This window comes from Hymenobacter ginkgonis (assembly GCF_009755225.1).
Lineage (GTDB): Bacteria > Bacteroidota > Bacteroidia > Cytophagales > Hymenobacteraceae > Hymenobacter > Hymenobacter ginkgonis.
The window spans coordinates 301,444-326,157 of the sequence record NZ_WQKZ01000002.1 but is presented as its reverse complement, the minus strand read 5'-3'; the positions used below and the strand labels follow the sequence as shown (position 1 = coordinate 326,157).

The following is a 24,714-nucleotide window of genomic DNA, read 5'->3' as shown; positions in this document are numbered from 1 at the left end:
CCCGACCTTTGCGACCGCTCTTCGCGCCGCTTATGATTACGCTCTACGACCCTTTTGAGGGAATGCAGTTTGGCCCCGGCCGCTGCTTTCTCACCGGCCAGCCCGTTGGCTCCGCCGATACCGTGCCGGTTTTTGCCGAGTGGCTGCAAGCCGCCTACGGCCTCGCCGACCGCCCCGTTTACCTGCTCGACCAGAGCCAGACCACCTACGCCGCCCTGCGCCTGCCGCTGGCCCCCGCGCTGCGCCCGCGCCTAGCCGCGCTGGAGGCCGAGGTGCAGGCGGCTGTGCTGGCCGGCCCCGCCGCCCTGCGCGCCCTACCCCCCGCCCGGCTATGGCAGTGGCTGGCCAAGATGTTCTACGGCATTTTCGCCACCGAGCTGGTGCAGCAGCAAGCGCCGCTCATCATGCCTCAATATCCGCTGGCCGAGAATGCGCAGTTGCTTCAGCGGTTTCGGGCATTTTTTCAGTTGCTGCAAGGCTTGCGCGTGCCCACCGACTACGCCGATTTTGTGCCCGGCTCGGTGTTTGTGCTCGAAGCCGATGCGCAGTACGAGGCGCCCGCTTTTGAATACGACGACGACCTGAATACGCTGGTTTTCAGCATCAAGCTGGGTCAGTCGGTGCTGGTGGCTACGCTAGTAGATATTGGCTTCATCGGCCAGGCTATGCGCCAAGTATATACCGATGCCCAGCGCCCGCTGCATCCCGCGCAGGTGGCCGAGTTCAAGGCCCGCGCCTACTACGCCGCCTACCTGCTGGCGGCGGTGCCCGACATTTACCCCCGCCGCCCTACCCCCGCCGATGCGCCCGAGGCCGAACTAGTGCTGGATGCCCTGGTAGATGACGTAACGGCCACCATTTTCAACCCTTGGGACAACCTGGCCTACGCCCACACGCTTACCGGCTTGTGGCCGCGCTGGGGCCTTACCGAGGCCCTGATTTTGCGCAACCCGTTTCAGCCCCTAAGCTTGCTGTATGATGCGGCCGGCCAGCCCCAGCCGGCGGCGGCGGCGGCCGAGCAGCTAGCCGTGCTGGCTTACAGCGCCTAGCTCGCCGCGGGGCTTATGCCAGCTAAATAAGTAAGCTCAGCCAAACGGATACCCCCTGCCGCCCGTATGCCAAACCCCGGCCCGCCTTGCGGAGCCGGGGTTTTTGTTTCATTCCCACTCTCCTTTATGCGTTTTCCTTTTCCATTTTCTGCGGCTGCTCCGGCGGCTATGGTGGCCACCGGCTTGCTGCTGGCAGCCTGCAACTCGGGCACTTCTACCGCCGACCAGCCGCGCGGCACCATCCCGGCCGATTCTACGGCGGCCCACGTGCCAGCGCCCGTTCCGGCCAATTCGCCGCTCACTATCGTGGCCGAAATCAACTCGCCGCAGATAACGGGCGTGGCCGTGGCGCCGGGCGGCAAAATCTTTGCCTTCTCGCCGCGCTGGGATTATAACCCTACCTTCCCCGTAGCGCTGGTGGGCGCCAACAATACCCTCACTGCCTACCCCGATGCTGGCTGGTGTACCTGGAACGACTCGGTGAAAACGGAGCCGCAAAAGCACTGGATTTCGCCCCAGGCCGGCTACGTCGATACCCAGGGCATGCTGTGGATAGTAGACCCCGCCTCGCCTGGCCTCAAGTATACGGTAGCGGGCGGCCCCAAACTGGTTAAAACCGACCCCAAAACCAGCAAGGTGGTGCAAACCATTGCCATTCCGGAGAGCGTAGCCCCGCGCAAGTCGTACCTCAACGACGTGCGGATTGACCTTCAAAATAACTACGCCTACCTTACCGAGTCGGGCACGGGCTCACTGGTGGTAGTCGACTTGAAAACCGGCCAGTCGCGCGGCCTACTCAAGCAGCATACCTCTACACTGCCTACGCCGGGCTTTATTACCAAGGCTCAGGGCCACGCCCTCATCGACCCCATGGGCAAACCCGGCTCCTTCAAAGCCGACGGTATCGCGCTGAGCACCGACAACCAATACCTATACTACCGCGCCCTCTCGGGCCACTCGCTCTACCGCATCAAAACTGCCGTGCTGCGCAACGCTGCTCTGAGCCCCGCCCAAGTATCGGCCGCCGTAGAGAAGCTCGCCGATGCCCCCGCCTGCGATGGCATGGAGCTCGACAGCAAAAATAACCTCTACCTCACAGGCTTCGAAAATGGCGAAATCTTGCGCCGCACCCCCGAGGGTAAAATAGAGACCTTGGTGAAAGAAGCCCGCCTCGAATGGCCCGATACCTTCGCCTGGGACCCCGATGGCAAAAGCATCTACTTCACGGTGTCGGAGCTTGATAAAACGCCCAATTGGAACAAGGGGGTAGGCCAAGCCCACGAGCCCTTCCGCATCTACAAAATGGCGCTTGCTAAGTAACTAGTAGACGGTTCATTAGCAAACCAGTCCCGTTGGGGCTGTTTCCTGGCTGGCCTTGCGCTCCTCGTGAGCCTGGGGCCAGCCAGTTTTTTGCGGCGCTGGTCTAGCGCTGGAGAATAGGCAACGTTCGGATTGGCAACGGCCAGCTGAATTTTAACGTCCGGCGTAAAAATGTCGAATTTTTCGGTGGGATGCGTCAGAATATCAATGCAATGGCGATGGCGCTTGTGCATGGTATCGTGCACGGTATACACGCCATCTAGCTGCGGCGAAAGGCCTCGCACCCGCACTTTATCGCCGTACTGAAACTTGCCGCCCCAACGTGCCAGCAAGTCTTGTGAGAGCGCCATCCAGCGCGTTTTGCTGCTGTAGCGGCGCTGGATGCGCGAATTATCAGCCGTCACGAAGGGCTCGTCATCTGTTTGCGCCACCACAGCCTGGTAAGCAGTTGCCGTGACGGTATAGATGGGGGTATGTGCTACCCGTGTCACATGGCGGTACTGCCGGGTTCGCCGCTGGTGATGCTTGGTACCTTCCACCGAAAAAAAAGTGGCCAAGCGATGGGTTTTTAGACCCGATTTGGCGTGATTTGGTGCAGCGTACAGGGCTACAGTAGCCAGCATGACGCCGATAATAATTCGAGCATTATCCATCAGAAAAGGATTGGTTTGACCGCCAAACTGGCCCGACGGCTTAAGCACTACTTTAACCTGCCGAAATGGTAGGAAGTGTTTAACAATGAGCAAGATATATTAGTTGCCTGAAATAAATTATCCTATCTAATAAGCCTGTTACACAATTTGGTGATGATTTTTCTTGGAAAAAGTATATCATTTATTTCCCATCAAGGGCTTATCAGCAGTGGTAATTTTTGGCTGCATATAGCTGGGGTTAGCACTGGCTATGGCCCTACCTAGCCAGCTAGCAGGCGGCGTCTACCTGAATTTCGTTAAATTGGCCACCGGAGAAAGAAGTAGGTTTTGCTGGTAGTAAGCAATTGGCTGAATACCAGCGAAATTTGCATAACCGAATGTAGGTTTCGCGTTTATTGCCAGCTACTTTACTTTTGTATTGAACTTAGTCGACCTTTCAAATTCCCGCCATGGATACCTATTCCTATATCGCCAACGCCGACGCAGCGGCTATCGAAACGCTCTATGAGGCGTACCGACAAAACCCCGAATCGGTCGATTTTGGCTGGCGTAAGTTTTTTGAGGGGTTCGACTTCTCCCAGCAGTTTCCGGAAGGCGCGCCCGTAGTGCCGGTTGCCAACGGCAATGGCACCACGCCTAAAGTGGCCCCTACCCCCTCGCCCGGCCCCGTACCGCAGCCCGACGACTACGGTGTGCTCACCACCGCTGCTTCTACTAATAACGCTCCGGGCCTGGCCCAGGGAGAAGTAGCCAGCAACAAGGAAACGGCAGTGCGCAACCTGATTCAGGCTTTCCGCAGCCGCGGCCATCTACGCGCCAAAACCAACCCCGTGCGCGAGCGCAAAGACCGCAAAGAGCGCCTAGATTTGGCTGATTTCGGCTTGAGCGACAGCGACCTCGATACCAAATTTCGCCAAGGCGAAGACCTTGGCTTGGGCCAGGGCGCCACGCTGCGCGAAATTGTGGCGGCGCTCACAAGTATTTATGCTGGCACCGTCGGCTTTGAGTACACTTACATCCGCGACCCGCAGGTGCTGGACTGGTTTCAACAGAAAACAGAGCACGACGCGCTGGCCTTCAACCCCGATGGCGAGTACAAGAAGCGGATTCTGAAGAAGTTGAACGAGGCGGTAGTATTCGAGAACTTCTTGCACACCAAGTTCTTGGGGCAGAAGCGCTTCTCACTTGAAGGCGGCGAAACGACTATTCCGGCGCTTGATGCCATTATCAACCGGGGTGCCGAGCTAGGCGTGAAAGAGGTAATGATTGGCATGGCCCACCGCGGCCGCCTAAACGTGCTCGCCAACATCATGGGCAAGACCTATGAGCAGATTTTCAGCGAGTTCGAAGGCACTGCCACGCCCGACCTCACGATGGGCGACGGCGACGTGAAGTACCACATGGGCTACTCGTCGGAGGTAGAAGCTATTAATGGTCAGAAAGTTAACCTGAAGCTGGCTCCCAACCCTTCGCACTTGGAGGCGGTGAACCCAGTGGTCGAAGGCTTTGTGCGAGCTAAGATTGAGCACCAGTACGGCGGCGACTACCACCAGATTTTGCCCATTCTCATCCACGGCGATGCGGCCTTGGCTGGCCAGGGCATTGGCTACGAGGTGACGCAGATGTCGCAGCTCGAAGGCTACAAAACGGGTGGCACCATTCACTTTGTGATTAATAACCAAGTTGGTTTCACGACGGACTTTGAGGACGCGCGCTCGTCTATCTACAGCACTGACCTAGCCAAGATTATCGACGCACCGGTGATTCACGTCAACGGCGACGACCCCGAGGCGGTGGTATTCGCAGTGCGGCTGGCTACCGAGTACCGGCAGCAGTTTCACGCCGATATCTTTATTGATATGGTGTGCTACCGCCGCCACGGCCACAACGAGTCGGACGAGCCCAAATTCACCCAGCCAACGCTTTACAACGTCATCTCGAAGCACCCCAACCCGCGCGAGGTGTACAACGCGCGCCTCGTGCAACGCGGCGACGTAGATGCTGAGCTAGCGGCCCAGATGGACAAGGAGTTTCGCGATATGCTGCAAGCCCGCCTCGACCAGGTGAAGCAGCAGCCACTTCCTTATAAGTACCAGGCCCTCGAAAACGAGTGGCGTACGCTGCGCCGTAGCACCAACGAAGACTTCGACCAGTCGCCCGAAACCGGCATTTCAGCCGAAGTTATCGAGCGCGTGGCGCAGGCTCTGACCACAATTCCGGACAATTTCCGGCCTATCAAGCAGATTGATAACCTGCTGAAGGAGCGCCGTAAAATGTTTTATGAGACGCGCACGCTCAACTGGGCGGCCGGCGAGCTGCTAGCCTACGGCTCGCTGCTGACCGAAAACCACATTGTGCGCGTGAGTGGGCAGGATGTGCAGCGGGGCACGTTCTCGCACCGCCACGCAGTGCTGCACGATGCCGAGACTTCCGCGCCGTATAACTCGTTGAACCACATTGCGGGCGAGCATGAAAAGCTGAGCATTTACAACTCGCTGCTGAGCGAGTATGCCGTGCTGGGCTTCGAGTTTGGCTACGGCATGGCCAACCCAACGGCACTAGTAGTGTGGGAAGCACAATTTGGCGACTTTGCCAACGGCGCGCAGACCATGATTGACCAGTTTGTGGTGAGCAGCGAGAGCAAGTGGCAGCGCATGAACGGCCTCGTGATGCTGCTACCCCACGGCTACGAAGGCCAGGGCCCCGAGCACTCCAACGCCCGCCCCGAGCGCTTCCTGCAATTGGCAGCCGAGAACAATATTGTGGTAGCCAACATTACTACCCCCGCCAACTTCTTCCACGCCCTGCGCCGGCAGCTCACGTGGAGCTTCCGCAAGCCGCTGGTGGTGATGTCGCCCAAGTCGATGCTGCGCAACCCGCTGTGCGTGTCGCCGGTAGAGGACTTCACCAGCGGCCGTTTCCAAGAAGTGCTGGGCGACAGCTTTGCGGATGCTAAGAAGGTGAAGCGCGTGCTGCTGTGCTCGGGCAAGGTGTACTACGACTTGCTCGACGAGCAGCAGAAATCGGACCGCAAGGATGTCGCCATCGTGCGGATGGAGCAGCTGCATCCCTTCCCCAAAAAGCAGCTCGATGCCGAGCTAGCCAAGTATCCGAAAGCCAAAATCTACTGGGTTCAGGAAGAGCCGGAGAACATGGGCTATTGGAACTACATGGTGCGCTTCATGCGCCGCGAACTCGAAGACGTGGTAGCTCGCAAGCCTTCGGCTTCGCCCGCCACGGGCTACAACAAAGTGCACGTGAAGGAACAGAAGGAAATCGTGGGCCGCGCCTTCGACAAGCCCAAAGAAGCTGTGGCCGACGAACAAATTAAAGAAACTAACGCCGTCGCCAAGACGCTCGACTAGCCCTGTGATAACTGAAGAGCAAATTCAGGCTGTGGTGCGCCGCATCGTTGAAGGCTACGCGCCGGACAGGATAGTCCTGTTTGGCTCGTACGCCTACGGCGAGCCGACGGAGGACAGCGACCTGGATTTGCTCATCATTAAAGAGACTGCGGCGGCTAGACGAATTGAGCATGACTTAACCGTGCGCCACCTGCTGTGGGGAGGAGAAATGCCGCCAATGGACATTTTTATTCGAATTCCCCAGGAGGTGAGCGCCGCGGTAGCTCAGGTTTTTACCATAAAGGCCGAGGCAGTGCATAAAGGCCGAACTTTATATGCAGCAGCGTAGTAGCACGCCTGAGCAAGAGCGGGTAGCTATTCTGCTCCGAGCCGCTGACCGCGCTATAGAAACGGCAGAATTGATAGTGCAGCACACTCCACATCAATATGAAAGTGCCGGGTTCAGCTGCCAGCAAGCCGTTGAGAACTATACAAAGGCCGTACTAACAGCTTCTAGCTTGCCAGCACCGTTTATGCATGTCTTAGCTGAGTTACTCCAACCGCTTGGGCAGGCAGCAATTGTCTTTGTCGGGCCTTATGAACTGAGTGCTGCTACCATTTTGCAAGATTTTGCTGTAGAGCGGCGCCCCGGTACCGACGATGCACCGAGCTATACATCGGCCGACCTCTTAGCAATGGCGCATCATTTTCGTGATAATCTGCGCCCGGTAGCACAAGCCTTTTTAATTTAAGAAATACTTCAGACGCTTTCCCTCCACCCGTTGCCCATGCCCACCGAAATCAAAATTCCCGCCGTCGGCGAATCCATCACCGAAGTCACTATTGCTAAGTGGCTCAAAAAAGACGGCGAGGCCGTGAAGCGCGACGAAGTAATCGCCGAGCTGGAGTCGGACAAAGCCACGTTTGAGCTGCCCGCTGAAGCTGATGGCACCCTCAAAATCCGCGTGGCGGAAGGTGAGACGATTGGCATCGGCACGGTAATAGCCGAGCTCGATGGCGCGGGCGCCAGCAATGGCCAGGCCGCACCCGCTACGGCCCCTACCCCCGCTGCCGCTGCCGACCCCCTTACCCAGGGCGAGCAAAATCCTCAGGCCAGCGACCAGTCGGGCTACGGCGGCACGCCCGCCGACCGCCCCGACAGCGACCCCGCTACGCCCGGCGCCCCAGCCGCCGCGCCTACCCCCGCCGCGGGCGGTGGCGCCACGGTCGAAATGAAAATTCCCGCCGTCGGCGAGTCCATCACCGAGGTGACAGTGGCCAAATGGCTGAAGCCCGACGGGGCCCAAGTAAGCCGCGATGAGGTAATTGCCGAGCTAGAATCGGACAAAGCCACGTTTGAGCTACCCGCTGAGGGCAGCGGCATTCTGCGCCACGCCGTGCAGGAAGGCGAAACGATTAGTATTGGTGCCACCATCGCCCGTATTGAGGGGGGTAGTGGGGCAGCCGCAGCCACTCCAGCCGCTAGCGCACCCGTTGCGGCGGCTGCTCCGGTAGCTGCCGCCGCGCAGCCAGCCAGCAGCGCCAGCACTTACGCGACCGGTGTGCCCTCGCCGGCTGCGGGTAAGATTTTGGGTGAAAAAGGCATCAGTGCCACCGACGTGACGGGTTCGGGCCGCGATGGCCGCATCACGAAGGAGGATGCACAGAATGCCCAAGCCAAGCCCGCCGCGCCCGCGGCTACCCCCGTGGCGCTGGCCCCGGCCAGCAGCCCGGCTGCCCCTACCTCCGCCGCTACCGGCAACCGCGGCCAGCGCCGCGAGCGCATGAGCAACCTGCGCAAAACAGTGGCTCGCCGCTTAGTATCGGTGAAAAACGAGACGGCCATGCTTACCACCTTCAACGAGGTGAACATGCAGCCCATCATGGATTTGCGCACCAAATTCAAGGACAAGTTCAAGGAAAAGCATGGGGTAGGGCTCGGCTTTATGTCATTCTTCACCCGCGCCGTGTGCGTGGCCCTGAAGGAGTGGCCCGCCGTGAATGCCCAACTCGACGGCAACGATATCGTGTATTCTGATTTCTGCGATATCAGTATTGCTGTATCGGCGCCTAAGGGCTTGGTAGTGCCGGTTATCCGCAACGCGGAGGAACTGTCTTTTGATGGGGTAGAGAAGGAAGTCGTGCGCCTCGCGGGCCTAGCCCGCGACAACAAGCTCACCATCGAGCAGATGACGGGCGGCACGTTTACTATCACCAACGGTGGTATTTTCGGCTCGATGATGAGCACGCCGATTATCAACGCGCCGCAGTCGGCCATTCTGGGGATGCACAACATCATTCAGCGTCCTGTAGCCGAGAATGGCCAAGTCGTGATTCGCCCCATGATGTACCTAGCCTTGAGCTACGACCACCGCATCATCGACGGCCGCGAGTCGGTGTCGTTCTTGGTGCGCGTGAAGGAGCTACTAGAAGACCCAACACGATTGCTGTTGGGGGTTTAACATATAGTATTGTATTATAACAAGGCCACTCCTTTTGGTAGTGGCCTTTTTTCATATATTTATAATAAGCTAAGTTATTGATTGACAATACTAAAAACATAATTGTTTCACGTAGTGCATAAAATTATTTTAAACAAGGCGTTTTAAGCAATAGTATCTTTGTAACCTTGGCTGGTCGTAATACTATTCTCATGAGCCGTTTTACTGTCCCGAATTGCCAGAATTGCCCTAGCCGGAAGGGGCCATTGCTGGGGTGCTGCCCCATGGAAGAACTGGAGTTTATCGCAACGAATAAATCTTCGCAATTTTACCAGAAGGGCCAGGCCATTTACCAGGAAGGCGCCGTAGCCCAGGGGCTGCACTGCGTACACCAGGGCAAGATTAAAGTAACCAAAACGAGCGGCGACCACAAAGAGCAGATTATGCGGTTGGTGCGGCATGGCGATGTGCTGGGCTTCCGGGCCCTGGTGATGGGCGACCGCTACTCCAACTCGGCGGTGGCCCTCGAAGACTGCGTGGTGTGCTTTGTGCCCCGGCCCGATTTTTTGCGGCTGGTGCAGTCCAACCTCCAATTTGCCAATTCGTTGATGCAATTGCTGGCCAGCTCCTTGGGCGAAGCCGAAGAGCGCATGATGCAGCTGGCCTACAAGCCCGTGCGCGAGCGCTTGGCCAAGGCGCTGCTACTGTTGCAGCGCACGTTTGCCGAAGAGCCCAACGCGGCACAGTTCAGCATCTCGCTCTCGCGTGAGGATGTGGCTTCGTTGGTGGGCACAGCCAAAGAAACGGTTAGCCGTCTGTTGTCAGATTTCAAAGATGCCGGCATTATAGCCACGAAAGGCAGCCAAATCACCATCCTGGATTCGGCGCGCCTACTCAGCATTGCGACCCTCTACGACTAGACCCTGGTCGAGCCTTGCCTTTGAGGCTTTGCTCCCTACCCCCTCAAGCGCGTGGCAGCCCAACGGATGCTGTTTGGCTTAAGGAACCAAGTACTTAGGTTTAAGAATACAAATTAATTGATAGTGGCAGAATAAACTAACGCAGGATTTTTATTAGATTAATTATATTATTGTTTTAAATACAAAAAGCGAATTTCTGATAAAAATCATCCTTAAAAATGACGTATATCATTTTTTGATAGCCTTTGTTAGCAGAAATTTGTTATCATCAAAAACGGCATAATTTAGGGTTTTATCCTACTGCACGCTTTACTATTGTTCCCGTCATATTTTCTAATAAAATTGTTTATGTCCTATTCGCTGGTGTCTGTCGAGGGTAGGGTAGTGCAATCCGTACTAGACGACTTGCCCGGTTTGTTGGCAGTAGCCGTGGTGGATACCTCTTCGGGTATGAGCTTGGCTTCGCATTCCAATTCGCCGACGCTCAATCCCGATACAGCGGCTGCTTACAATAGCCAGGTAGTAAAGCAAAAGCAGAAGGCGATAAGCGCCCTCAAGCTGCAAGACGAAACGATTCAGGATATCCTTATTACGCTTAGCAATCAATTACACCTTATCAACCTCACTAAAGACGGTCATAAATTCATCTATCTCGTGGTGAACATGCACGACACCAACCTGGCCATTGCCCGCGAAGTGCTGCGCCTCTATGCCAACCAGCTCAATTAAGTAGGCACTATCGGCCCGCTGGGCTTCGCCGGGATGGCCCCATTCCGGACGCTATGAAGATTCCTTTTCTCCGACACCTCCCGCTGCTGGGCGGCCCGCCTATTCGGCAGGTAGTTGCCGGCACTGGCTCCCAAGCCCCCGGCGCCGCCGCTGCCCTTCAGCACTTACTAACCGAGCTACCCGACCTGCTTATGGCGGCGGTGCTGGAAGTGGCCACTGGCCAGCTGCTAGCCACCTACGCCGCCGAGCGCGACTACCAACCCAGCCTGCTGGCTACCCCCGTGGTAGCCGTGGTGCGGCAGCTGCAGGCCAACCAGGCCGCGCAGGGGCCCGCCGCCGAGGAGCTGGAAGAAGTAGTGCTTACCCTGTCCTCGCAGCTGCACTTATTGCGGTTGCGGCCCGGAGGCCAGCAGTTTTTATACCTAGCCGTGGACATCCGCGATACCAACCTGGCCATTGCCCGGGAGCTAATGCGGCAGGCCATCGAGCAGATTGACAGCCTTAATTAAGACAAACCTGCTTATTTATCTTAATTATATAAACCGCTTTTACTCCACTTTTTTCCCTTCCCTTACCCCATGAAACTCACGGCTACTCCATTCAATCCTCAAACTGGTGAATTGCTGCCGGTATATCGCGACGCATACTTGCGGGGCGATTTGGCCCGCACTTCGGCCCAGGCCGTAGAGCAGTACTTGCGCCAAGATGCCAGCGAGGCCCACTCGACGGTGACGCGCTGGCACGAGCTGCAAACCGAAGAAACCGCCGCCGCCCCTACTTGGGTGCAGAAGCAGATGCGTTTCATCCGCGAGCAGCCGCAGCGTTTCCGCCGCCGCGCCCTGAGCATGGTAACGGTAGCTGCCCTGCTGGCCGGCGTGTCGATGGCTGCCACCACGCGCCCCGCCAATATCCTGCCCATGGGCAGCGTGCCAGCTGCCGAGCTGGCTACCCTCTCGACGGCCCCCAGCGCCGAACTGGCCGCTGCTAGCCTCACCCGTACCGTGCTCGTGCACGGCCGCATTCTTAACGAGAAGGGCCTGCCCCTGGCCGGTGCTACCGTGCTGCGCAAAGGCACTGCCAACGGCACCAGCACCGATGCCCAAGGCAACTACTCGCTGCGCGTGCCCGCCGATGGCCAGGCTACCCTGCAGTACGGCTACGGTGGCTACACCGACCGCGAACTGGCCGTGGCCCAGGCGGCCCCGGGCACTGCCGTTACGCTGCAGCCCCGCGCACCTAAGCGCCGCCATTGGCTGTTTTTCTAATTGCCTTATTTACGCGGTGCTAGCTAGCACCCGCCCGACGACGTGAAAGCGAAAACGTACCGCAAACTAGTCGCCCGCAAACAACAAGAAGACGCCCTAAAACTGCAAGCATCTTTACTTATTTCTCCTTCCTTAATACCCACTACTACCGCCGTTATGGCTTATTCTAAAAACAGCCCCGCTGGGCAAGCAATTGACGCAATTATTTCTGATTTGCCAGGTCTCGTGGCAGTTGCCGTAGTTGATGTAGCCTCGGGCATGGCCCTGGCTTCGCACTCTAACTCTCCTTCTATCAACCCCGAAACCGCTGCGGCCTACAACACCGAAGTGGTGAAGCAAAAGCAGAAGGCTATGTCGGCCCTGAAGCTGCAAGGCGAGACGATTGAGGACATCCTCATCACCCTCACCAACCAGCTTCACCTGCTCAAGCTGAACCCCGCCGGCAGCAAGTTCATCTACCTCGTAGTGAACTCGCGCGATACCAACCTGGCCATTGCTCGGGAAGTACTGCGCTCGCACGTAGCCGGCATCAACTAACTTACTGTTAAGTATCTAGCTCAAAGCCCAGCCGCCCCGCGGCTGGGCTTTGTCTGTTTAGGCCTAGCCTACCAGCAAAAGCTTAGCGGTAGCCAGTGGGGGTAAGGTAGCCATTTGGCGGTGGCTCTCGTTAAAGCGAGTCAATACCCTTTAGCTTGTTCTTCCATGTCATATTCTGTTGCCAAGCCGGCGGCCCAGCGCCGCCCTACCCCTCCCCAACCGCCTAAGCCCCGCGGCGCCAAGTTTTGGCCAGCGTTGGGCTTTGCCGCTCTGTCGGGCTCGCGTGCCACGAGTGCCCCGGCTTTTTTGAGCCAGTACCTGTCAAGCCAAGCCTTAGCGCCGGGGTTGGCCCAGTCGCCGCTGCGCTTCCTGGCTAAGCCGGGGGTAGCCACCGCCCTGAAATTTTTGGTGGCTGGCGAGCTGGTGGGCGATAAGCTGCCCAACACGCCCAACCGCATTGTGCCGCAGCAGCTGTCGGCGCGGGCGGCTTCGGGGGCCCTGGTAGGCGCCACGGTGTATAAAACTAAGGGCGGCAGTGCCCTGAGCGGTGCGCTGGTGGGCGCGCTGGGCGCGGTAGCGGCCACGTACATCACATATTACCTGCGCAAAACTCTCAGCGAGAAAACTAACACCAACACGTCGCTCATTGGGGCGGGTGAGGATGCGCTAGTGTTAGGCCTGGGCGCAGCACTGGCCAAGAGCCAGGAAACGGTGCCTGCGTAGTCTCGTTGGGCGTTTTGCCTCCCCCGGCCTTCTCCCAAAAGGAGGGGTAGGGAGTGAGGTAAGGCGCAAGGACGATGCAGCACCTTTCTGCACATTTCCGGTGGGTTAATTGTTAAGTATGCGGGCGTAGCAGGCGAGGTATTCGCCCGCTACGCCCGCGTATCTTTGCCGGGCTGGCCGGATGGCTGGCCCCACCCGTTTTTTGCGATTATGAATCAATACGATGTCACCGTCATCGGCTCGGGCCCTGGCGGATATGTAGCCGCCATCCGTTGCGCCCAGTTGGGCCTCAAAACCGCCCTTATCGAGAAATACCCCACGCTCGGCGGCACCTGCCTCAACGTGGGCTGCATCCCCAGCAAGGCCCTGCTCGACTCCAGCGAGCACTACCACAATGCCCATTCGGTGTTCGAAGAGCACGGCATTGGGCTGGAAAACCTAACGGTGGACATGAACCGCATGATTGACCGCAAGGCCGGTGTGGTGAAGGCCAACGTGGACGGCATTGCCTACCTCATGAAGAAGAACAAAATCGACGTGCTCACCGGCGTTGGTTCGTTCCTGGATAAAAACCACCTCAGCATCGCGCCCACCGCGGGCGGCGAAGCGCAGCAGATTGAAACCAAGAACGTCATCATCGCCACCGGCTCCAAGCCCACGGTGCTGCCGTTTATCGCGCAAGACAAGCAGCGCATCATCACCAGCACTGAGGCGCTGAACATCCGCGAAGTGCCCAAGCATATGATTGTGATTGGCGGCGGCGTAATTGGCCTCGAAATGGCCTCCGTGTACGCCCGCCTCGGAGCGAAAGTCTCGGTGGTGGAGTTTATGGATTCGCTCATCCCGACCATGGACCGCGGCCTCGGCAAGGAGCTGAAGCGCGTGCTGGGCAAAATCGGCATCGAGTTTTTCTTGAGCCACAAAGTGACCGGCGCCACCCGCGACGGCGACACCGTGACCGTAACCGCCCTCAACCCGAAAGGCGAAGAGGTGAAGTTTGAGGGCGACTACTGCCTTGTGGCCGTGGGCCGCGTGCCCTACACCGCTGGCCTCAACCTCGAAGCCGCCGGTGTGCAGATGGAAGAGCGCGGCCGCATCAAGGTCGGTGAGCACCTGCAAACCAACGTGCCCGGTATCTACGCCATCGGCGACGTGATTCGGGGTGCCATGCTGGCCCACAAGGCCGAGGAAGAAGGCGTGTACGTGGCCGAAACCATCGTGGGCCAGAAGCCGCACATCAACTACCTGCTCATCCCCGGCGTGGTGTACACCTGGCCCGAAGTGGCGGGGGTAGGCTACACCGAAGAGCAGCTTAAGGAGCAAGGCAAGGCCTACAAAGTGGGCAGCTTCCCCTTCAAAGCCAGCGGCCGCGCCCGCGCCAGTGGCGACACCGACGGTTTCGTGAAAGTGCTGGCCGACAAAACCACCGACGAAATCTTAGGCGTGCACATGATTGGGCCGCGCATCGCCGACCTCATCGCCGAAGCCGTGACCGCCATGGAGTTCCGCGCCTCGGCCGAGGACGTGGCCCGCATGAGCCACTCGCACCCCACCTATGCCGAGGCTATGAAAGAAGCCTGCCTCGCCGCCACCGAGAACCGGGCCATTCATATGTAGGTACTAGAATAGTTGCTAAAAGAAAAGCGCCTGAAGCTCTCGTAGCTTCAGGCGCTTTTTTAGTGCTGGGTCTTACCCCCTGCTTAGGGCTTTAGCGCTACTATATGGCCGGAGGCAATAACGTAAGAAACAGCGCATATGAGTAGTAGTGTTACGGTTTGTAGCGCAAATGCCCAGATGTACCGAATATTATACCACGGCAAGTCAAGGCGGCCGCCATCCGTCACAAAATCCTTTTCCTCGCCTGCGTCGGTAGATAATCTAATAAAGCAATTCTTATCTAGGTTCATAGCAGCGCAAAGGTGTCGGTTCACCTCATCCATTACTAGCCGGTCAATTCTGTTCCGGTGCTGCACACCTGATTGGTAAAAAAAGTGAGCTACGAATAGAAGTGTCATTCCTAGCGCCCACAAGTGCTTCTGCTGGGGTGTTAGCTGAATTCTGTAATTGAGTAGCGCAGCGGTCGAAAGCCCAAGCAGCGTTATCATCCCAAAAAATACTTTCCATTCATGTTCTCTGCGGATGTTAAATAAGCTCAGGTGCTTGTCATAAATGAACCGCATTTCTTCCGAAAACAGCTTGCGGTCGTCTGATGAGTTGGGAATGGTGACCTGGCACATGACTGGTAGGTTGAACAGTGTAACCGTTGACAGTAGGTAGGCGCTTTCTCACAGAAGAATTTACTGATTTTGGCAAGCAAGCATCTGCCTCTATTTGCTATGCAAGGGCTTACAAGGCTGGCCTACACTAAAATACCGGATAAAAAGCTATTTGCAATGTCCTGCGATAAGATAAAGAGAGACTACTCAATAAAAAATATTCGTGCAAAGCAGACCACTTAGTGGTACTTGGTAGGCCGTAGGCGCGCAGTTTGCCAAGCAATGGTTCAAACTATAAGCTCACTGCCTACTCTGCTAAGCAGTTAGATGTAACAACCTGCTGCTATAGGTAGCTACGTCTTAATCTTAATCGTCAGCTGTTTGCTGGCGTAGACCTGCGTGGCGTGCAGCTCCTGCGCGATTTCGGCGAGCCAGGCGGGCTGCTTGCTGCGGTCGGCGTACACCTCACTGTCGTACTTATCCTGGCGGGTTTGGGCCTCCGTCATTACCTGGTGGTAGATGGCTTGCTGCTTGGCTTCTAGCTCTTTGGTGTCGGCTACTTGCTCTTGCAGGGCTTGGGTGAAGCGGCGGGCGTAGATTTCGGTGAGGTCGAAATGCCCCTGCTCGTGGGCCAGGGTAAGGGCCGGGTCGCGGGTGCCTTTAAAGTACGAGTTCTGGCAATCGAAATACGTTTCGACCGTGAGCTGCACCTTGCCCTGAAACATGCGACCCGCGTAATGATAGCGCACGCCGCTATTCGTAGCTGCCTCGAAGGGCCGGCTGGCGGTGCTGGCCTTGAAGTCGATTGGGCGCAGGCGGCGCGTGGGCTGCCACACTATTTCCTTCTCGTAGGGCGTGAGGTCGGCCACGCGCAGGGCCTTGGCCCGAATGCGGTGGCAGGTGCTGCGCCACATATCGGGCAGCTGGTGCTCGTAGATTTTTAGCACGTTGGCGCCCAACTGCTGGGCTTGCGTAGTAGCCAATGCCACGGTGGTTTCGTAGTCGCAGTTGAGTGTGAAGCCGCCGTCTTTTATGTGAATGTCACCCAGTTCCTCAGCTGGGCCGGTAAAGGCTTCGGTTTCTTTAATCACTAAAAAGCCAGCGGGGCCCGTTGTGGCCACCGCCGGGCGGGCCGTATGCGTGGCCTGCGTAATCACGCGCGGCGCGCAGCCCGCCAGCGCCACCCCAAGCCCGAGCGCAATAAAAACGTGTTTCATGCCGTGAAGGAAAGCAAGAAACCTCGGCCATTCAAGTGCTTGCGCACGCAGAAGGGGGTAGGGCCCCAGACGCACAAAAGCGGCGGCAGCTCCCAGGAGCTACCGCCGCTTTTGTTGTTTATATAGCGACGATACTTAAGCGCTTAGGCGCTCATTTTCACGCGCACAGCGGTGGGGCCTTTCATGCCCATTTCCACTTCAAAAGTTACTTTGTTGCCTTCCTTCAGCGTGAGGCCGTTCAGCGCGTTGGCGTGCACGAAAATGCTTTCCTGGCTCGTCTGGTCCTTGATGAAACCATAGCCCTTCGAGTCGTTGAAGAACGACACAGTGCCGGTGCGAACCAAGTCTTCTGGCTCACGGTCTTCCTGCTTAGGCACACCCACTTGGATGTCCTCCAGGGCAATTTCTTTACGCTTCCGGGTCGGGTCGGGCGGGGTCGAAGTGATGTTGCCGTTCTCGTCCACGTACGCCAGCATGTCCTCTAGGCTCTGGCCCTGCGTGGCGTTAGCCTGGCGTTCCTTCTTCTTCTCCTCCTTCTCGGTTTTCTTTTTTAACCGCTTCTTTTCGTTTTCTTTTTTGCTGAAGGTTTCCTGCGCTCTGGCCATAGGTTGGGGTTAATCGTGACAGGCCCAGTCGTTCAACTAAAAAGAACGGCTGCCTGCTGTTAGGTAGTGATTTAAACAAAGTTAGCAGCTAGATAGTTGCCGTTGCTCCTAGCAATTTACGCTTTCTTCAAAAACTCCGTTTTGAGCACCATGGTGCTGCCGCCGGCGCGGCCTTCAATCTCGGCGGCCGAGTTGGTGAGGCGGATATTTTTGACCAATGTACCGCGCTTGAGCGTCTGCGACGAGCCTTTTACTTTAAGGTCTTTGATGAGCGTAACCGAGTCGCCCTCAGCGAGTAGGGTGCCGTTGCTGTCTTTAACGTCCATGGGTTTATGCGTTTGAACCCCAAATATCGGGATTACGCCAGCGCCAGCCCTAAACTAGGCACCTCGCGGGCGGTGCCGGGTAGCAGCTCGCCCAGCTCTATACCGCCGATGCGCACCCGCACCAGCCGCAGGGTAGGGAAGCCCACGGCCGCCGTCATTTTGCGCACCTGCCGGTATTTGCCCTCCGTGAGCGTGAGCGAGACCCAGCTGGTGGGTCCGTGCCGGTCGTCGCGGATGCGGCGGCCGCGGGGGGGTAGGGCCGGCGCCTCGGCCAGCAGGCGCACCTGGCAGGGCAGCGTGCGGTAGGCCACGCCGTGGATGCTGATAGCCACGCCCTGCTGCAACGCCGCCAGGGCCTCGGGTGTGAGCTGGCCATCAACTTGGGCATAGTATTCCTTCTCGACGTGGCGGCTGCGTACCTGCTCGCTCAAGCGGCCGTCGGTGGTGAGCAGCAGCAGGCCTTCGCTGTCCTCATCGAGCCGGCCAATGGCCATGAGGCCGGCGGGGAAGTCGTGCAGCTCGCCCAAAAACTTCTTTTTGCGCACTTCCACAGCCGCCTCGCTCCTGAACTGGCTGAGGTAGCCGTAGGGCTTGTGCAGCAGGAAGTGTCGGTGGGGGGTAGGGGGTAGGACTAAATCGTCGAGGTTGGTTTCCAAGGAGTTGCTGTGATGATGGAGGAAATATTAATGCGTGGCGCTGCCCTACCCCCTCCCCGGCGAAGAGGGAGGTAGGGCGGCACTGGTGCGCGCAGGTCAACTTCGGGTCAGGCTTTTTCGGGGGCCATGCCGCGCACCAGCCACACCACCAAGCCGCCAAACACGGCCATTAGCCCAAACGACCACCGCAAATTGGCGGCCTCGGCGATGAAGCCAATGAGCGGCGGCACCATCAAAAAGCCGAAATACCCGACTGTCGATACGCCCGCGATGGCCGCCCCCGAGCTAAGCGCCGCCCGCCCAGCCAACCCAAATACCATGGGGATAACGCACGACACCCCCAGCCCCACCAGCACAAACCCTACCCCCGCCACCAACGGCAAGGGTACCAGCGCGGCCAGCAGCAGCCCCGCGCCTATCAGCAGGCCGCTGTAGTGTAGCACCGGCTGCACGCCGAACCGGTTGGCCAGCCAGTCGCCACTAAAGCGCCCTACCGTCATGGCTACCATGTAGGTAGCAAAGCCCAGCGTGGCGGCGGTTTTGGGCAGCAGCACGGCTTTTTCGAAGTAAATGGAGCTCCAATCGTACATGGCGCCCTCGCAGGCCATCGAGGCAAAGGCCACCGCCCCAAAGCGCAGCAAGGCTTGGTCGGGCCAGCTAAAGCCGGGCTTGCGGGCGGCGGGGTTGGGGGGTAGGGCCAGGCTGTGGCGGTAGCTGAGCAGGGCCACCGCCGTAAGCACCACCGCCACCGCCGCGAAGTGCGGCCCGGGGCCCACCGTGCGCCCCACCAGCAGCGTGCCCAGCGCTGCCGCCGCAAAGCCGGCCACGCTCCACACCCCATGAAACGAGGCAATGATGGAGCGCCCATAGCGCGCCTGCACGCCCACCGACTGCGCATTCATGGAGATGTTGAGCAAGTTGCGCGACGACCCGAAGCAGAACAGCAGCGCCACCAGCTGCCACGTATGCGCGGCCAGGCCCAGCAGCGCCAGCACCAGGTTGTAAAGGATGGCGCCCACCAGCATTACTTGCCGGCTGCTGAAGCGCCGCAGCAGCACGCCCGTTACGGGCAGCGTGAGCATGAGGCCGGCAGGCATGGCCAGCAGCACGCCGCCCAGCTCGGCCTCGTTGAGCCCCAGCCGGTGCTGAATAGTGGGAATGCGCGAGGCCCAGGTGGCAAACCCAAACCCCGACACCAGAAAAAACAGCGCAATGGCCAGGCGCGCCTGGCCCGGCCGGGGATCCAAAATTTCTTCCATCGTACGAAACTGCCCTGGTAAAGTACCCTGTTTGAGGTAGCCAAGTCAGCTAAAGCTGGGGCAAAGGTCGGGGGTAAGGAGCAGGGGTAGGGCCGTAGGGCGTGGGGTAGCTAGGTTAAAGCTGCGCCGTAACCCCGTACGGTACCAGCCGTTAGGACAAACTCCTTACCTCGATTTAACCCTCCTGATGTCTGATAAACCCACCATTTTTCCGCCCCAGCACCAAGATGCGGGTGCCGGCCACCCCGGCCTAGAAAGCAAGATGACGCCCGAGCCCGAGCACATTCGCGAGGGTTATAAAGGTGCCGATAAGCTCAAAGATAAAATTGCCCTCATCACGGGCGGCGACTCGGGCATTGGCCGGGCCGTAGCCGTGCACTTTGCCCGCGAAGGCGCCGACTTGGCCATCGTGTACATGGCCAGCGAGCAGGAAGATGCCGCCAAAACCCAGCAATTGGTGCAGGCCGAAGGCCGCCGCTGCCTGCTGCTACCCGGCGACCTGAAAGTGCCCGCCTTCTGCGCCGAAATAGTGGAGCGCACCGTAGCCGAATATGGCCAGCTAGATGTGCTGGTGAACAACGCCGCCGAGCAAAACTGGCACGACTCGCTGGAGGAAATCACCGACAGCGAACTCGATAGCATCTTCAACCTCAACATCATCGCGCAGTTCCGCATCACGCGCACTGCGCTGAAGTACCTCAAAGAGGGCGCGGCCATCATCAACACCACTTCGGTGAATGCCTACAAAGGCAACGAGCAGCTGCTCGACTACACCTCGACCAAGGGTGCCATTGAGGCATTTACGCGCGCTTTGTCGTTGCAGCTCATCAAGAAAGGTATTCGGGTGAACTCGGTGGCGCCGGGCCCCATCTGGACGCCGTTTGTGACGGCCGCGGGCTTGCTCAAACTGCCCTTTTTCGGCAAAGATGTGCCCATGGGCCGCGCCGGCCAGCCCTCGGAAGTGGCGCCCGCCTACGTGTTTTTGGCTTCGGAAGACGCCTCCTACTTCTCGGGCCAAACACTGCACCCCAACGGGGGCTCGGTGGTGAACGCCTAAATGCTGGAGGTGCTATAAGGGGCGGTTTATCAAGGTATTGTGCAAAAATTGACAACTTCGCCTGTCACCAGCCGTATTATCCTGAACTTGCGGAAAAGCCGCACCTTACCTGACCTTAATCTGATGAATACCAAGCTCCTCTTTTTAGCGGCAGCCGCTGCGTTTGCCACTGCCTCCTGCTCGCAGGAAAGCAAAACCGAAACCACCGAAACCACGACGACCCCCAGCGGTGCCGAAGCCACGACGACTACGACTACCACCGTTGACACGGCTACCTACCGCAGCAGCGCCGACCAACTGGCCAACCAGGTAGCTACCGACCTCAGCTTGACGGATGCCGCGGCCAAAGCCCGCCTCCAGCAGATATATTATAGCCGCGGCCGCGCCATGCGCGACCTCGATACCCGTTTTGCTACGGATACTACCGGCCGCTACGCTGCCCTGAAAGCCGCCAACGACGCGACTACTACGGAAGTGAAAACGGTGGTGACCGACCCCGCTCAGTATGCCACTTACACGGGCAACCAAGGCAACTACTACGCTGGCCCCTACACCACTACCACCACTACGACGACCACCACGGCCGCTCATAAACCCAGCCTGGGCGCCCGCGTGGGCCAGGGCTCGGGCATCAAAAAGCTCGAGAATAATGATGACGACCGCAAAGTGAAATACGAAAACGGCGCCAAAATTAAGCGCAGCGATGACGGCTCGCTGAAAATCAAGCGCGCCGATGGCACGAAGATTAAAATCGACGAAAACGGCCACAAAACGGTGAAGAAGGGTTTGTTCTAAATCCAGCAAGCCGAAAGTAAAAAGGCCGCTCCTGCGTACAGGGGCGGCCTTTTTGTAATAATGCTTTTTAGGAAATCCCCCAACTATCTGACCACACACCAGATGAGCAAGACGTGCTTTTAGAAGGTCGCCTTAGGGGTTCACATAACCAGAGCTAATGGCTAAAAGCTACTCGCTGCACCTACAATTTCCAGGTGAGGCTACCCCCAGTGAAGGGCCCGTAGCTGAACGGCGAGAGCTCCCCGCGCTTGTACCAGGGGCGCGGGTGGATGGGCGCCTGCCAGCCGGTGCTGCCGTCGGGGGCAGTGGGCTCGGCCACGCGGGTACGGCCGTTGCGCACCGCTATTTTGGCAAAGCCGTAGCCAATGGCAATGCCAATGGGGTAGTCGCTGGCCCAGTGCACGCCGTTGTTGAGCATCGAGTAGCCGAGCAGGCCCATGAGCGAGTAGCCCACGGGGCGAATAAAACGGTACTCGGGGTAGTTTTCGGCAATAACCGTGACCGTGGCCATGGCCGTGGCCAGGTGGCCCGTTGGGAAGGCGTCGTAGTTGGAAACGTTGCTCTGGTAGGTGCTATAAGAAGGGGCTAAGTGCCACTCGCCCCGGTCTTTAGTAGACCGGAAAGGGCTCTGGCGGCCCGTGAGGCGCTTGAGCGACTGCACTACCACGCCCGTGCTCAGGATGGCTTCGCCGAGCTGGGTAGCCGTTTGGGCCGCGCGGTTATCCTTCTTAAGGATGCCGTAGGCCATGAAGGACGACGCAATGGTGAGGTGCGTCCAGCCATCGCCCAGGAAGTAGAACGTGCTGTTGAGGTTGTCGGGCACGTTGAACTCAAACGGCACCTTGGCCCCGCCCACGTGAAAGGGCACGTACACCAGCGTGCGCTGGGTGCTGGTGGCATCGAGGCCCATCCAGCGGCCCAGGTTTTGGGCGCCGTGCAAGATGGGCATATCGGCCACCCACAGCGCCCCCGAAGCCGCCACCAGGCCCGCAATGGTCGGGATATTCTCGCGCTTAAATGCGTAGCCGGGGTACTGAATAATGTCGCGCGGAATGTGCGTGAGCCAGCGAAACTGCCCCGGCTTTTCGTAGTGCCAGGTTACGCCAGGGGCCACCGTGTAGTCGGTGCGGCGCGCCCGGCGCGTGCGGCCTGAGTCGGCGGCGGCGGGTAGGGGCGCCGCCACCTGCGGCGAGCTCATACTGTCGAGCAGCTGGCGCCGCGCGGGGCTAGCGGCCGAGCCAGTGAGCAAGGGGGCAGCCACGGCCGAACCCACTAGAATGCGAAAACTGGCAACGGCCAGCCAGCCCCGCACAATGCATGTAAACGTACTTTTCACGAAATAAACGCTAGTAATAATCCCTGCCCTCCTGCCAGCGGCTCACGCGCACCATTTCCCCCGCCGCCCTGCAAAAGTAACGCCGCCGTAACCTTCTAGACATAGTAAAAGTTGATAGCTGCGGCGTATCTTTCAGTTTCTCAGTTGGCTACGTTCATGGGTGTGCAGTAGCCGCGCGCCATTTTCGTTCTATGCTTCCCACCGCTACCCTACCCGCTGCGCCTGCCCCCCCCGCCAGCGCCAACCAGTTTGCCGCGCAGTTTGCGGCTTTGCGCGCCCACGCGCCCACCCTGCGGGCCGAGGATGCCGCCGCCCGCCGCCACCGCCTGGCCCGCTTGGCCGATTGGCTACGCACGCACCGAACCGAGATTCAGCAAGCGCTTTTTCAAGATTTTAAAAAGCCGCCCGAAGAGACGGACCTCAGCGAAATTTGGCCCTCGCTCACCGAAATCAAGCACACCAGCCAGCACCTCAAGCGGTGGCTGGCCCGGCGCAAAGTGCCCACGCCGCTGGCCCTGGTAGGCGCCCGCGGCTGGGTGCAAGTCGAGCCCAAAGGCGTGGTGCTCATTATCGCGCCTTGGAACTACCCGTTTTACTTGGCCATCGACCCGCTGGTGTCGGCTATCGCGGCGGGCAACGCCGTGGTTATCAAGCCCGCCGAGCAAACGCCGGCTACTTCGGCCCTGTTGCGCCGGCTGGCCGAGGAGCTGTTTCGGCCCGAGGAGGTGCTGGTGCTAGAGGGGGGTAGGGAAGTGGCCACCGAGCTGCTGCGCCTGCCCTGGGACCATATTTTTTTCACTGGTTCGCCGCAAATCGGTAAAATCGTGATGCGCGCCGCCGCCGAGCACCTCAGTAGCGTAACGCTGGAGCTGGGCGGTAAGAGCCCGGCCATCGTGGATGCCACCGCCAACCTGCGCGACGCCGCCGAAAAGCTGGTGTGGGGCAAGTTTCTCAACGCCGGCCAAACCTGCGTGGCCCCCGACTACCTGCTGGTGCAAGCCAGCGTGCAAGCGCCGCTGCTGGCCGAGATGCAGCGCGTTATCAAAAAACATTACAATGCAGACGGTGAGGGTATTAAGCAATCAGGTTCCTTCGCGCGCCTCGTCAATGCCCACCACTTTGCCCGCGTGGCGGCGCTGCTCGAAGATGCCCAAACCCGTGGCGCCACCGTGGCGCAGGGCGGCAGCGTCGATGAGCACCAGTACTACATCGAACCCACCATCCTGACCGACGTGCCGGCCGGCGCCGCCGTGCTGGAAGAGGAGATTTTTGGCCCGCTGCTGCCCGTGCTTGCCTTCGAGGAACTGTCCGATGCGGCGGCCTACGTCAACGCCCGCCTCAAGCCGCTGGCGCAATACGTGTTCACGACCAGCACCGCCAACCGCCGCTACCTGCTCGATACTATTTCGGCGGGCGGCGCCGCCGTGAACGAGACGATTATGCAGCTGGCGCACCCCGAGCTGCCCTTTGGGGGGGTAGGCAACAGCGGCCTGGGCAAGGCGCACGGCCACGCGGGCTTCCTGGCATTCAGCAACGAGAAGTCGGTGTTGCAGCAGCGCGTGGGGTTTACGGGCATCAAAAGTATGTACCCGCCCTACACGTCGAAGGTGAAGCAACTGATTGGCTGGCTGCTGAAATACCTGTAGCACGACGAGGCTAGGCAGAGATTTTTACACCCTGCTCACCAAGCCCGCCCAGGTACTGGAAATTTCCGGCCTGGGCTTGGTGCTGCCGCTGGCCGAACTCTACGCCGACACCGCCGCGGCGCCGCTCGCGCCACGCCGCCCACCGAGCCCCAGCCGCAACCAGGGGGGTAGGGTGGCTACTGCCGCTGCTGCATCTGGGCCCGAATTTGGGCGCCTTTGGCTTGCATTTCCTTGTAGGTGGCCGGGCCCAGCGCCTGGCGCATCTGGCTATCAGAATCTTTGTTGATGCGGCTCAGGGCAGCATTTAGCTGCGGCGACTGCGCGGGGTATTGCTGGCGGGCGGCGTTGGCTTGCTCCACGGTCGAGCTCAGAATCTGGCGCACCTTGGTGGTTTGGTCGGGGCGCAGGTGCAGCACCGAAGTCATCACGTCGGCCAGGTCGCGGGCGGCGGTGGGGGGGGTAGGCGAATCGGGCGTGCGCACGGTTTCGACCACCGGGGCGGGCTCGGCGTGCTTGCGGTGAAAGATGGAGCAGCTGCTGGCCAGCACCAGCACCGTGGCGCCAGCCAGCAAACGTGAGGGAAATACCGAGGACATAGGGGCGGGTAAGAAGGGCAAAAC

25 protein-coding genes are annotated in these 24,714 nt (G+C 59.0%); 16 read left to right on the top strand and 9 right to left on the bottom strand.

Annotated features, from left to right (window positions below; translation table 11 throughout):
* Positions 1-32: 32 nt before the first annotated feature.
* Positions 33-1,049 (top strand): hypothetical protein, encoded by a 1,017-nt coding sequence (locus GO988_RS07170; protein WP_157563636.1) that lies wholly within the window; start codon positions 33-35, stop codon positions 1,047-1,049.
* 126 nt (positions 1,050-1,175) lie between these two features.
* Positions 1,176-2,369 (top strand): SMP-30/gluconolactonase/LRE family protein, encoded by a 1,194-nt coding sequence (locus GO988_RS07165; RefSeq protein ID WP_198172562.1) that lies wholly within the window; start codon positions 1,176-1,178, stop codon positions 2,367-2,369.
* Here GO988_RS07165 and GO988_RS07160 read toward each other — a convergent pair.
* Complete coding sequence (locus GO988_RS07160; protein ID WP_157563630.1) at positions 2,345-3,115, bottom strand: RlpA-like double-psi beta-barrel domain-containing protein; 771 nt, start codon at positions 3,113-3,115, stop codon at positions 2,345-2,347. The two genes, GO988_RS07165 and GO988_RS07160, sit on opposite strands and share 25 nt — an antisense overlap.
* Before the next feature lie 356 nt (positions 3,116-3,471).
* On the opposite strand from GO988_RS07160, the gene GO988_RS07155 reads away from it, so the two are divergent.
* From GO988_RS07155 to lpdA, 11 genes are all read left to right on the top strand, one after another.
* The gene (locus GO988_RS07155) at positions 3,472-6,387 is read left to right on the top strand and encodes a 2-oxoglutarate dehydrogenase E1 component (RefSeq protein WP_157563627.1); all 2,916 of its coding nucleotides are present in this window, start codon (positions 3,472-3,474) and stop codon (positions 6,385-6,387) included.
* A 4-nt stretch (positions 6,388-6,391) separates the two neighbouring features.
* Positions 6,392-6,715 carry a nucleotidyltransferase domain-containing protein gene (locus GO988_RS07150; protein ID WP_198172560.1) on the top strand — a complete coding sequence of 108 codons (324 nt, stop codon included), beginning with the start codon at positions 6,392-6,394 and terminating at the stop codon, positions 6,713-6,715.
* Complete coding sequence (locus tag GO988_RS07145; RefSeq protein ID WP_157563620.1) at positions 6,702-7,118, top strand: HEPN domain-containing protein; 417 nt, start codon at positions 6,702-6,704, stop codon at positions 7,116-7,118. Before GO988_RS07150 ends, GO988_RS07145 begins: the two co-directional genes overlap by 14 nt.
* 36 nt (positions 7,119-7,154) lie before the next feature.
* Complete coding sequence (gene odhB, locus GO988_RS07140; RefSeq protein WP_157563618.1) at positions 7,155-8,828, top strand: 2-oxoglutarate dehydrogenase complex dihydrolipoyllysine-residue succinyltransferase; 1,674 nt, start codon at positions 7,155-7,157, stop codon at positions 8,826-8,828.
* Positions 8,829-9,091: 263 nt separating this feature from the next.
* Entirely contained in the window at positions 9,092-9,727 is a 636-nt protein-coding gene (locus GO988_RS07135; protein ID WP_198172558.1) for a Crp/Fnr family transcriptional regulator, read from the top strand.
* Positions 9,728-10,075: 348 nt separating this feature from the next.
* On the top strand, positions 10,076-10,456 hold the full coding sequence (locus GO988_RS07130) for a hypothetical protein (RefSeq protein WP_157563612.1): 381 nt from the start codon (positions 10,076-10,078) through the stop codon (positions 10,454-10,456).
* 53 nt (positions 10,457-10,509) lie between these two features.
* A complete protein-coding gene (locus GO988_RS07125) occupies positions 10,510-10,965 on the top strand; it encodes a hypothetical protein (RefSeq protein ID WP_157563609.1) in 456 nt (151 codons plus the stop codon).
* 69 nt (positions 10,966-11,034) lie between these two features.
* Entirely contained in the window at positions 11,035-11,721 is a 687-nt protein-coding gene (locus tag GO988_RS07120; RefSeq protein WP_157563606.1) for a carboxypeptidase-like regulatory domain-containing protein, read from the top strand.
* 156 nt (positions 11,722-11,877) lie between these two features.
* Positions 11,878-12,258 carry a hypothetical protein gene (locus GO988_RS07115; RefSeq protein WP_157563603.1) on the top strand — a complete coding sequence of 127 codons (381 nt, stop codon included), beginning with the start codon at positions 11,878-11,880 and terminating at the stop codon, positions 12,256-12,258.
* Between the two features lie 165 nt (positions 12,259-12,423).
* Complete coding sequence (locus GO988_RS07110) at positions 12,424-12,981, top strand: DUF4126 family protein (protein WP_157563600.1); 558 nt, start codon at positions 12,424-12,426, stop codon at positions 12,979-12,981.
* 210 nt (positions 12,982-13,191) lie between these two features.
* The gene (gene lpdA / locus GO988_RS07105) at positions 13,192-14,598 is read left to right on the top strand and encodes a dihydrolipoyl dehydrogenase (protein WP_157563597.1); all 1,407 of its coding nucleotides are present in this window, start codon (positions 13,192-13,194) and stop codon (positions 14,596-14,598) included.
* 83 nt (positions 14,599-14,681) lie between these two features.
* Here the strand turns inward: lpdA and GO988_RS07100 are convergent, their stop codons facing one another.
* The 6 genes from GO988_RS07100 to GO988_RS07075 form a co-directional block, all read right to left on the bottom strand.
* A complete protein-coding gene (locus GO988_RS07100; RefSeq protein ID WP_157563594.1) occupies positions 14,682-15,218 on the bottom strand; it encodes a hypothetical protein in 537 nt (178 codons plus the stop codon).
* A gap of 332 nt (positions 15,219-15,550) precedes the next feature.
* Positions 15,551-16,414: a DUF922 domain-containing protein gene (locus tag GO988_RS07095; RefSeq protein WP_157563591.1), complete on the bottom strand. Its 864-nt coding sequence runs from the start codon at positions 16,412-16,414 to the stop codon at positions 15,551-15,553.
* A gap of 143 nt (positions 16,415-16,557) precedes the next feature.
* A complete protein-coding gene (locus GO988_RS07090) occupies positions 16,558-17,019 on the bottom strand; it encodes a cold-shock protein (protein WP_157563588.1) in 462 nt (153 codons plus the stop codon).
* A 116-nt stretch (positions 17,020-17,135) separates the two neighbouring features.
* Entirely contained in the window at positions 17,136-17,345 is a 210-nt protein-coding gene (locus GO988_RS07085) for a zinc ribbon domain-containing protein YjdM (protein ID WP_157563585.1), read from the bottom strand.
* A gap of 32 nt (positions 17,346-17,377) precedes the next feature.
* A complete protein-coding gene (locus GO988_RS07080; protein ID WP_157563582.1) occupies positions 17,378-18,001 on the bottom strand; it encodes a pseudouridine synthase in 624 nt (207 codons plus the stop codon).
* A gap of 107 nt (positions 18,002-18,108) precedes the next feature.
* Positions 18,109-19,260 (bottom strand): MFS transporter, encoded by a 1,152-nt coding sequence (locus GO988_RS07075; RefSeq protein ID WP_157563579.1) that lies wholly within the window; start codon positions 19,258-19,260, stop codon positions 18,109-18,111.
* Positions 19,261-19,447: 187 nt separating this feature from the next.
* Between GO988_RS07075 and GO988_RS07070 the strand changes: the two genes are divergently transcribed.
* Positions 19,448-20,317, top strand: coding sequence for an SDR family oxidoreductase (locus GO988_RS07070; protein ID WP_157563576.1), 870 nt, complete (start codon positions 19,448-19,450; stop codon positions 20,315-20,317).
* A gap of 123 nt (positions 20,318-20,440) precedes the next feature.
* Positions 20,441-21,112 (top strand): hypothetical protein, encoded by a 672-nt coding sequence (locus tag GO988_RS07065; protein ID WP_157563574.1) that lies wholly within the window; start codon positions 20,441-20,443, stop codon positions 21,110-21,112.
* Between the two features lie 181 nt (positions 21,113-21,293).
* Here the strand turns inward: GO988_RS07065 and GO988_RS24570 are convergent, their stop codons facing one another.
* Positions 21,294-22,448 carry a phosphatase PAP2 family protein gene (locus tag GO988_RS24570; RefSeq protein ID WP_157563571.1) on the bottom strand — a complete coding sequence of 385 codons (1,155 nt, stop codon included), beginning with the start codon at positions 22,446-22,448 and terminating at the stop codon, positions 21,294-21,296.
* Positions 22,449-22,639: 191 nt separating this feature from the next.
* Between GO988_RS24570 and GO988_RS07055 the strand changes: the two genes are divergently transcribed.
* Positions 22,640-24,094 carry an aldehyde dehydrogenase family protein gene (locus tag GO988_RS07055; RefSeq protein ID WP_157563569.1) on the top strand — a complete coding sequence of 485 codons (1,455 nt, stop codon included), beginning with the start codon at positions 22,640-22,642 and terminating at the stop codon, positions 24,092-24,094.
* A 176-nt stretch (positions 24,095-24,270) separates the two neighbouring features.
* Here the strand turns inward: GO988_RS07055 and GO988_RS07050 are convergent, their stop codons facing one another.
* Entirely contained in the window at positions 24,271-24,690 is a 420-nt protein-coding gene (locus GO988_RS07050; RefSeq protein WP_157563567.1) for a hypothetical protein, read from the bottom strand.
* Between the last annotated feature and the right edge of the window lie 24 nt (positions 24,691-24,714).